The sequence below is a fragment of the Pseudomonas sp. BF-R-19 genome (assembly GCF_019956445.1).
GTDB lineage: Bacteria > Pseudomonadota > Gammaproteobacteria > Pseudomonadales > Pseudomonadaceae > Aquipseudomonas > Aquipseudomonas fluorescens_BH.
The window spans coordinates 1-7,512 of sequence record NZ_JAHBDN010000003.1 but is presented as its reverse complement, the minus strand read 5'-3'; the positions used below and the strand labels follow the sequence as shown (position 1 = coordinate 7,512).

Below are 7,512 nucleotides of genomic sequence, written 5' to 3'. Positions count from 1 at the left end.
GGCGTCGTGTCAGCCAACATTTTTGGCGGCTGACACACCGCCTTCGCGAGCAAGCCCGCTCCCACAGGGGGAGTTGTGGTGTTTAGGAGAGTTCGGTCAGACCAGGCGCAACCGAGGGCCAGACGCCGGCACCGCATCGTCACCCAACCGCCCCCGCACAAACTCCTGGGCCTTGCGCGTCAACTGGTCCAGATGCCGGTCGCGCTGTTTTTCCGCGTCGGTCATGGCCCGTTTGCCATGCTTTTGCAGCAGGTAGGTATGAATCTGCCGCACTTCCAGCGAACTGTAGATCGACGCCACATCCAGCAGCGCCATCAAGCCATCGGTGGCGTGGTCGCGGGTGTTCATCAACACCTGGGTCGCACGCACGCCCACCACCTCAAAGCCCATCGCCTCGAAATACGGCACCTTGGCCACCGCGCAGGTCAGCTCGGCATGGGGATAGCGGCCGACCATTTCGCGCAGCATCCGCCGGGCCACGCCCTGGCGCCGATGCTCGGCCTGCACCGCCATGTACGCCACTCCGCAGGCCTCGGGGTCGTCCTGTACCGGCAGGTACAGCACAAAGCCAGTCACCTTTTGCGGGTCGTCTTCGTCCGTGGCGACAATCAACTCCACGGCAATGCCTTTTTCACCGTTCAGCGCCTCCAGATACAGGTGCACCTCATAGCCGATCGCGTATTGATAGAGGTTGTACAGCAGGTTGCTGGGCGGGATCGCGACCATGCTGATGTCGGTCAGGTTGTCGACCACCATCTGCAGGATCTGGCTATTGATGTGCTCGGGGCACGGGGTCTTGAAATGGCTGATCAGGGGCATTGCGGTGACAGGCTCCGGGGGCGAGGGCCGCCTATCATAGCGCGCCTGACACCAGCGGTCCGAAGAGTGATGGACAGATATCCCCCGCTGATGGGCCATGCGCATCGCCGACGTTTGCGTTGCTGCTGGAGGCGTTGCGTTTTCGAGGCTGACAGCAGTGAGTCAGGCACACTTTGTGCTGGATGAACTGGACTCTTCGCGAGCAGGCTCGCTCCCACAGGGGATTGCGGTTTTGCCCACTCCTCGATCTTCTGTGGGAGTTCGCCTGCTCGCGATAGCGTCCACCATCACACCGGTCCGTGGTGTGACTGGGGGGGAATGGGTGGGTGAAGGCCCCCAACTTTGAGGATTCCCACCCACAGCGCCACTACGACTAAAGTCCAAACCGCCAGCCTTTTGATATCAAACAACTTTTCGTCTCCCCCCGCTTTTCCCCACGATTGGCGCACCTCTTGCAATGAGCGAATGGCGAACGTCAGCCACACCAGCGCGCCCCGAGGGGAACAACATGATAAAAATGCCAGACCTCAAATCGCTCGGTTTTTTCAACAAACCGGGCATCGCCGCTGTGATGCTGATCAACGTCAGCCTCAGTACCGTCAACGCCGTACCGCTGGATGATTTCGGCCCGCCCCCTCCGACGGACCCCTCGGCGTTTACCAACCCGCCGGCCGACCCCAAGGCCGCGGTGGATGCCATAGAGGCCATGCCACCCGCCAACCAGGGCGCCTACGCCCTGCCCAATGGCGTGTTTGGCACCCGCACCACGCCAACGACCGACAACGTGCTGCCGCCAGCCCTGCAGACATCCTTCAAAATCCCCACCAATGGCAAGCCCAGCCCATTGTTCGGGGCCCAGCCGTACACTCAGCAACTGCTGCTGTTCGAAGAATTCGGCACGGAGAAACTCGACCCGACACTGCCGGCACCGCCCCTGACCTTCCCGGTTCCGATCGTCGGCCCGGCGCCCACCCAGGACCCTAACAACATCGCCCGCAGCGGCCCTTCGGCCGCGGCGCTGGAAGCCTTCATGCGCCAGCCGGGGCTGTACCCGTTTCCGTCGCAGTTTTCCAACGTGCTGGACCGCAACCCGTGGAAAGCGCAGATCGAAGCCTTCCTCAACCGCCATCCGGTCGGTTCACCGGCCGAAGGTCGTCCGCCAGGAAAAGGCTGGTCGCACCAGCGCTGGAACGAGTTCTACCCGCAGGTCGCCTTCAAGACCGCTCAAGCGGGCGCCAAGCTCAACGGCGGCATGCGCGACCGCCGGCAGTTGCACAACTACGCCGTCGGTGAGTTCGGGCCTGGCGGGCTCTACAACCAGACCTCGGACAACCCGATCATTGCGGGCACCACCAAAGGCATCGATACCCGTTTTCACCCCAACATGCCGATTCAGAACCACAAGGCGCTCTGGACCTTCGACGGCACCTTTCCGCCAAAACTGCTGATGGTGCGGTACGGCCAACCCGTGCTGATGCGGCACTACAACGCCTTGCCGATCGATCCATCGGCCAACATGGGTTTCGGCCTGCACACCCTCAGCACCCACGAACACAACGGCCACTCCCCGGCCGAAAGCGACGGCTATGCCAATGCGTTTTTCTTTCCGGGGCAGTACTACGACTATCGCTGGCCGATCCAGTTGGCCGGTTACGACACCATCAACACCAGCGCCCAGGATCCGCGCGCGGCGTTCCCCTGCGCCCCGGGCGAAACCCTGTATGTCAACGATGCCACGCCGGGCCTCAAGACCTGCAACAACGGCACCATCAAGATCCGTGGCGACTGGCGCGAAACCATGAGCACCCACTGGTTCCACGACCACATGCTCGATTTCACCGCCCAGAACGTCTACAAGGGCAACGCGACGATGATGAACTACTACAGCGCCCTGGATCGCGGTAACGAAGCGCTGCAAGACGGCGTCAATCTGCGCCTGCCCAGCGGTTCAGCATTGCCCTGGGGCAACCGCGACTACGATGTGAACCTGGTGGTGGCCGACAAGGCCTGGGACGCCAATGGTCAACTGTGGTTCAACCCGTTCAACACCGATGGCTTTCTCGGCGACCAGATCCTGGTCAACTGGCAGTACCAGCCGCGCCTGAACGTGCGGGCGCGCAGCTATCGCTTCCGCATCCTCAATGGCTCGGTGTCACGTTTCTTCAGGATCGCGCTGGTGCGTGAAATCGTCGGTACCGGTGGCGAGTTCCCCGGTCCGGCCGGTTCCGGCCTGTCCTATAGCCGCGTGCCGTTCCACTTGATCGCCAACGACGGCAACCTCATGGAACACGCCGTGCCGTTCGACGGCAGCATGGACCTGGATGCCGACGGCGATGTGCAGGACCACAACGCCATCCTGCCCGCCCAGGGCATCGCCGAGCGTTTCGACATCATCGTCAACTTCGCGAAAAACGGGATCAGCACCGGCGACAAGCTGTACTTCGTCAACCTGATGGAGCACCACGACGGCAAGGGTCCGGAAAGTCTGCCGCTGAGCCTGGCCGATGTCCTGTCCGGGACGTACAAGGCGGTGCTCAAACTGGGCAGCAAAGGGCTGGAATGGGACGCCGGCGACCCGGCGGTGGGCAAGTTCATGCAGATGGTGGTCCAGCCTTATGCCGGCCAGGACGTGAGCATGAACCCCGCCGACTTCGAACCCGCCAAACCGGGCAAGGCGGCGGGTAAAACCATGATTGCGCTGACCCTGAACCGTGACGACCCGACGGTGCAGGCCAAACTGAAACTGGCGCGGCATCGCGAGTTCACTTTCGGCCGCTCCGACGGCACCGACGAAGAACCCTGGACGATCAAGTCCGACGGTGGGTTCGGCTTCCAGATGGACCCTCGAATCATCAGCGCCGCTCCGCAACTGGCCAACGGCCCGACCCCTGCCGGGTTCTCCGGCGACGGCACCCTGGAAGTGTGGAAAATCAGGAACGGCGGCAACGGCTGGAGCCACCCGGTGCACGTGCACTTCGAAGAAGGCATCGTCCTCAACCGCGACGGCAAGGCGCCGCCGGAATGGGAAAAATGGGCGCGCAAGGACGTCTATATCATCGGCGATGGCATCGACAGCTCGGTGGACGTGGACATAGCGATCCGCTTCCGCGAGTTCGCCGGGACCTACATGGAGCACTGCCACAACACCCAGCACGAGGACACGTCCATGTTGCTGCGTTGGGATGTCGAGCACCCCGGCCAGTTCCAGTTGATGCCAACGCCCCTGCCTGGCTGGGACGGCGTCACCTACGTCAACTCCGCCGCGCTGCCGACTTTCCGCACTGGCGATGAACGTGTCGAGGACGTCGATAACCAAAAACCGATCGCCAACGCCGACAGCGCCATCAGTAACACCGGCCAACCGGTGACCATCAACGTGCTGGCCAACGACAGCGACCCTGACGGTAACGTGCCACTCAAAGTGGTGGGTCTGGAGCAACCGGACTCCGGCAAGGGCGTGGTCAGCACCGATGGCCTGCGCGTGATCTACACACCACCGGCCACGGTCCCCGCGCCGTTCACCGCGACCTTTACCTATAGGGCCAGCGATGCCAAGGACGCGGAGTCGGCACCGGCGACGGTGTCCGTGGCGGTCTCGGCAGCGATCAACGAGAGCCTGATCGTCACCAGCGCTACCGTCACCGCCCGCAGCAACAGCCGCTGGTATTGGGTCCTGTCCGGCACCACCTCCCGTGGCGCGGGCAATACCATCACGGCGACTGCCACGACCACGACCGGTACGGTGAACCTTGGCGCCGCCGTCCTGACGCTGACGCCTACAGGCGCGCGCTGGAATATAGCGGTGACGACCGCTGGCAGTGGCCCGTCGCCGAGCCCGACGGCGACCATCAAATCGGCCTTCGGCAAAACCGTGACAGTGCCGATAAAGGCGAACTAGAGCGGATTGATCGACGCCCGGTCCATGCAATGTGGATCGGGCGTTTTTCTTTTGTGCGGCGTACTCGCTCCCACCATTGAATCGGCGTCGTACCCGGATTTTGGATTCACCAAAGATCAAATGTGGGAGCGAGCCCGCTCGCGATTGGGGCCACCAGTCACCTTTGCGGTGCCACCATCCGGAAGCGGATATTGATCTCGTTGGACACCACACTGTCCGCCCACTCGCCCTCGCCGATCTTGAAGTCGTCACGCTTGAGCACCAGTTGGCCCTCGAAGATGCCGATGGCGCTCTCCGATTTCAGCAGCACCGGTACACTCACTTCCCGAGTAAGCCCCCGCAGGGAAAGTTTGCCGGTGATGGTGTAGCGGTTATTGCCCAGGGCCTTGATGGAGGTCGACTCGAAGGTCGCCACCGGATAAGTCGCGGTGTCGAACCACGCCGGTTTTTGCAGCTCGGTGTTGGCGTCGCTGTTGCCGGCGTCGATGCTTTTCAGGTCGATGGTCAGCGCGGCATGGGCGGCGCCGGGGTTATCGGTGTCGAAGTCGAGTTTGGCCTTGAACTTGCCAAAGGTGCCGAAGGCTTTTGAACCCATCTGCACATAGGTGAAGCTCAAGGTGCTGGCCCTGGCGTTCACATCCTTGTATTCCACGGCTTCAGCAAACGGCACCAGGCCGAACACAACGGTACCGGCCAGGGCGACGCAACACGCGGATCGAAGGTTCATGGCACTCTCCGGGAGGGCTCCCGTCTTGAGTTGGCGTGCCGCACAGATAGGGTGGCATCAGATGACTAAAGCAAACAACCGGCTTTTATTCCACCTCACCCGTTGATTTGCGACCACCTGCCAATGGCCTTCCGCGCTACCCGCACTCCCCGCGTTGCCACGCCCGCTGCAACAGGTCGATCACCTCGGCATCCGAGGTCTGGGAAAAATCCATGTACCAATGGCCAATCGACATGAACCACTCGGGTATCAGCGGGCAGATCAACTCATCCACCTCGCTGCGCAGCGCCTGCACCGTTTCGATCGGCGCCACCGGCACCGCCACCACGATGCGCGATGGCCCCTGCACCCGCAGCGCCTTAATCGCCGCCATCATCGAAGCGCCGGTGGCCAGGCCGTCGTCGATCAGGATCACCACCTGATCCTTGAGCTGCACCGCCGGCCGCGTGCCGCGGTAGACCTGTTCGCGGCGCAGCAGCTCGCGGCTTTCCCGTTCGACCACGGCGTCGAATGCAGCCTTGGCAATCGGATGCACCCGCAGCGCCTCTTCATTACGAATCTGGATGCCACCGCTGGCAATCGCGCCCATGGCGTACTCCGGGTGGGAGGGCACGCCGAGCTTGCGTACTAACATCAGGTCCAGGCGAACCTTCAGCGCCGTGGCCACTTCATAAGCCACCGGCACGCCGCCACGGGGCAAGGCCAGAACGATAACGTCGGGGCGATTGGCGTAAGGCAGCAACGGCTCAATCAAACGCCGCCCGGCCGCTGGCCGGTCTTGCAGGATGGAATGGGACAAGGGGCTCATGTGAAAACCTCCCCAGGCGATTGCGCCTGCGAACTTCAGCCAAACCTGCCTTTTGTTGCAGGGGCTTTTGTGGCGAGGGAGCTTGCTCCCGCTGGGCTGCACAGCAGCCCCAAAAAACCGATAACGCTTACCGGGTTTTGTGAGTGCTACGCACTCAAGCGCGAGCAAGCTCGCTCGCCACTAACTTGGTCCATAGCATTATCCGCCCCCTTTACCCCGCTACACCAACCGCTCAAGCTTCTGATGCTGCCACACCACTTTGTAATACAGCGTCTGCAACGCCAGCATCCCCAGATACGCCACCGGAAACGCCATCCACACCCCTTGCAGCCCGAACTTCGCATCCAGCAGATACGCCGCCGGCAACTGAATCCCCACCACGCAGACAATGGAAATCGCCACCGGCACCATCACCGTGCCGCTGGCGCGCATGATGCCGCCGATGATCGCCTGGAAGCCGAACACCAACAGGCTCCACAGCATGATGTGTAACAGGTGCTGGGCCATGGTCCGCGTCGTTTCTTCGGTGAGGAACGATGCCAGCAACCAGTGCGACAGCAAATACCCCAGCACCACCAAGCCACCGGTCAGGCACACGTTGATCATCAACCCCGTGCGCAAAATCGGCCCCATGCGCTCGATGCGCCCGGCCCCGATCGCCTGCGCTCCGAGGATCGACGCGGTAATCGCAATCGACAACGCCGGGAACTGCACGTAATTGACGATCTGCGTCACCGCGCCATACGCCGCCGTCGCCTGGGACCCGTGCTGGTTCACCAGCGCCAGAATCACCAGCTCAGACAGCGACAACACCACCATCTGCAACCCGGTGGGCAAACCGATGCGCAGCACCTTGCCGAGAATCGCCATGTCCAGCTTCATCGCCGCAAAGAACTCGCGGTCCGGCGCCAGCGGATGGCCCTTGCCAAGCAAGCGCCACGCCAGCAGCCCCATCGCCACCAGGTTACCCACCAGCCCGGCAACCGCCGCACTCTGAATCCCCATCGGCGCAAAACCCAACCACCCGCGAATCAACGCCGGCGTCAGCGCCAGCCCCACGCAGGTCGACACCACCAGCGCCAGCAACGGCGACAACGTATCACTGACCCCGCGCAGCAACTGCGTGAACAACACAAACACCAACAGCGACGGCATGATCCACAACATCACATGGGCATACGCCACCGCATCGTCCAGCACATCCGCCGGCGTCCCCAACCCCACCAACGCCGACCGCGCAAACACACTCCCCACCACCGC

General features: G+C 62.5%; 5 protein-coding genes. 1 reads left to right on the top strand and 4 read right to left on the bottom strand.

The window, feature by feature from the left end:
- Positions 1–96: 96 nt before the first annotated feature.
- Entirely contained in the window at positions 97–819 is a 723-nt protein-coding gene (locus KGB28_RS00095; RefSeq protein WP_223440943.1) for a GNAT family N-acetyltransferase, read from the bottom strand.
- 508 nt (positions 820–1,327) lie between these two features.
- Between KGB28_RS00095 and KGB28_RS00090 the strand changes: the two genes are divergently transcribed.
- Positions 1,328–4,717 carry an Ig-like domain-containing protein gene (locus tag KGB28_RS00090; protein WP_223440940.1) on the top strand — a complete coding sequence of 1,130 codons (3,390 nt, stop codon included), beginning with the start codon at positions 1,328–1,330 and terminating at the stop codon, positions 4,715–4,717.
- A 157-nt stretch (positions 4,718–4,874) separates the two neighbouring features.
- On the opposite strand, the gene KGB28_RS00085 is transcribed toward KGB28_RS00090, so the two are convergent.
- The 3 genes from KGB28_RS00085 to KGB28_RS00075 form a co-directional block, all read right to left on the bottom strand.
- On the bottom strand, positions 4,875–5,444 hold the full coding sequence (locus tag KGB28_RS00085) for a YceI family protein (protein ID WP_223440938.1): 570 nt from the start codon (positions 5,442–5,444) through the stop codon (positions 4,875–4,877).
- 136 nt (positions 5,445–5,580) lie between these two features.
- Complete coding sequence (locus KGB28_RS00080; protein ID WP_223440935.1) at positions 5,581–6,252, bottom strand: phosphoribosyltransferase; 672 nt, start codon at positions 6,250–6,252, stop codon at positions 5,581–5,583.
- A gap of 219 nt (positions 6,253–6,471) precedes the next feature.
- A partial coding sequence (locus KGB28_RS00075; RefSeq protein WP_223440932.1) for an MATE family efflux transporter occupies positions 6,472–7,512 on the bottom strand: 1,041 nt, incomplete at its 5' end.

Coding starts and splice junctions, on each gene's coding strand:
- KGB28_RS00080 (WP_223440935.1), bottom strand. CDS start 6,252: ATGAGCCCCTTGTCCCATTCCATCCTGCAAGACCGGCCAGCGGCCGGG.
- KGB28_RS00085 (WP_223440938.1), bottom strand. CDS start 5,444: ATGAACCTTCGATCCGCGTGTTGCGTCGCCCTGGCCGGTACCGTTGTG.
- KGB28_RS00090 (WP_223440940.1), top strand. CDS start 1,328: ATGATAAAAATGCCAGACCTCAAATCGCTCGGTTTTTTCAACAAACCG.
- KGB28_RS00095 (WP_223440943.1), bottom strand. CDS start 819: ATGCCCCTGATCAGCCATTTCAAGACCCCGTGCCCCGAGCACATCAAT.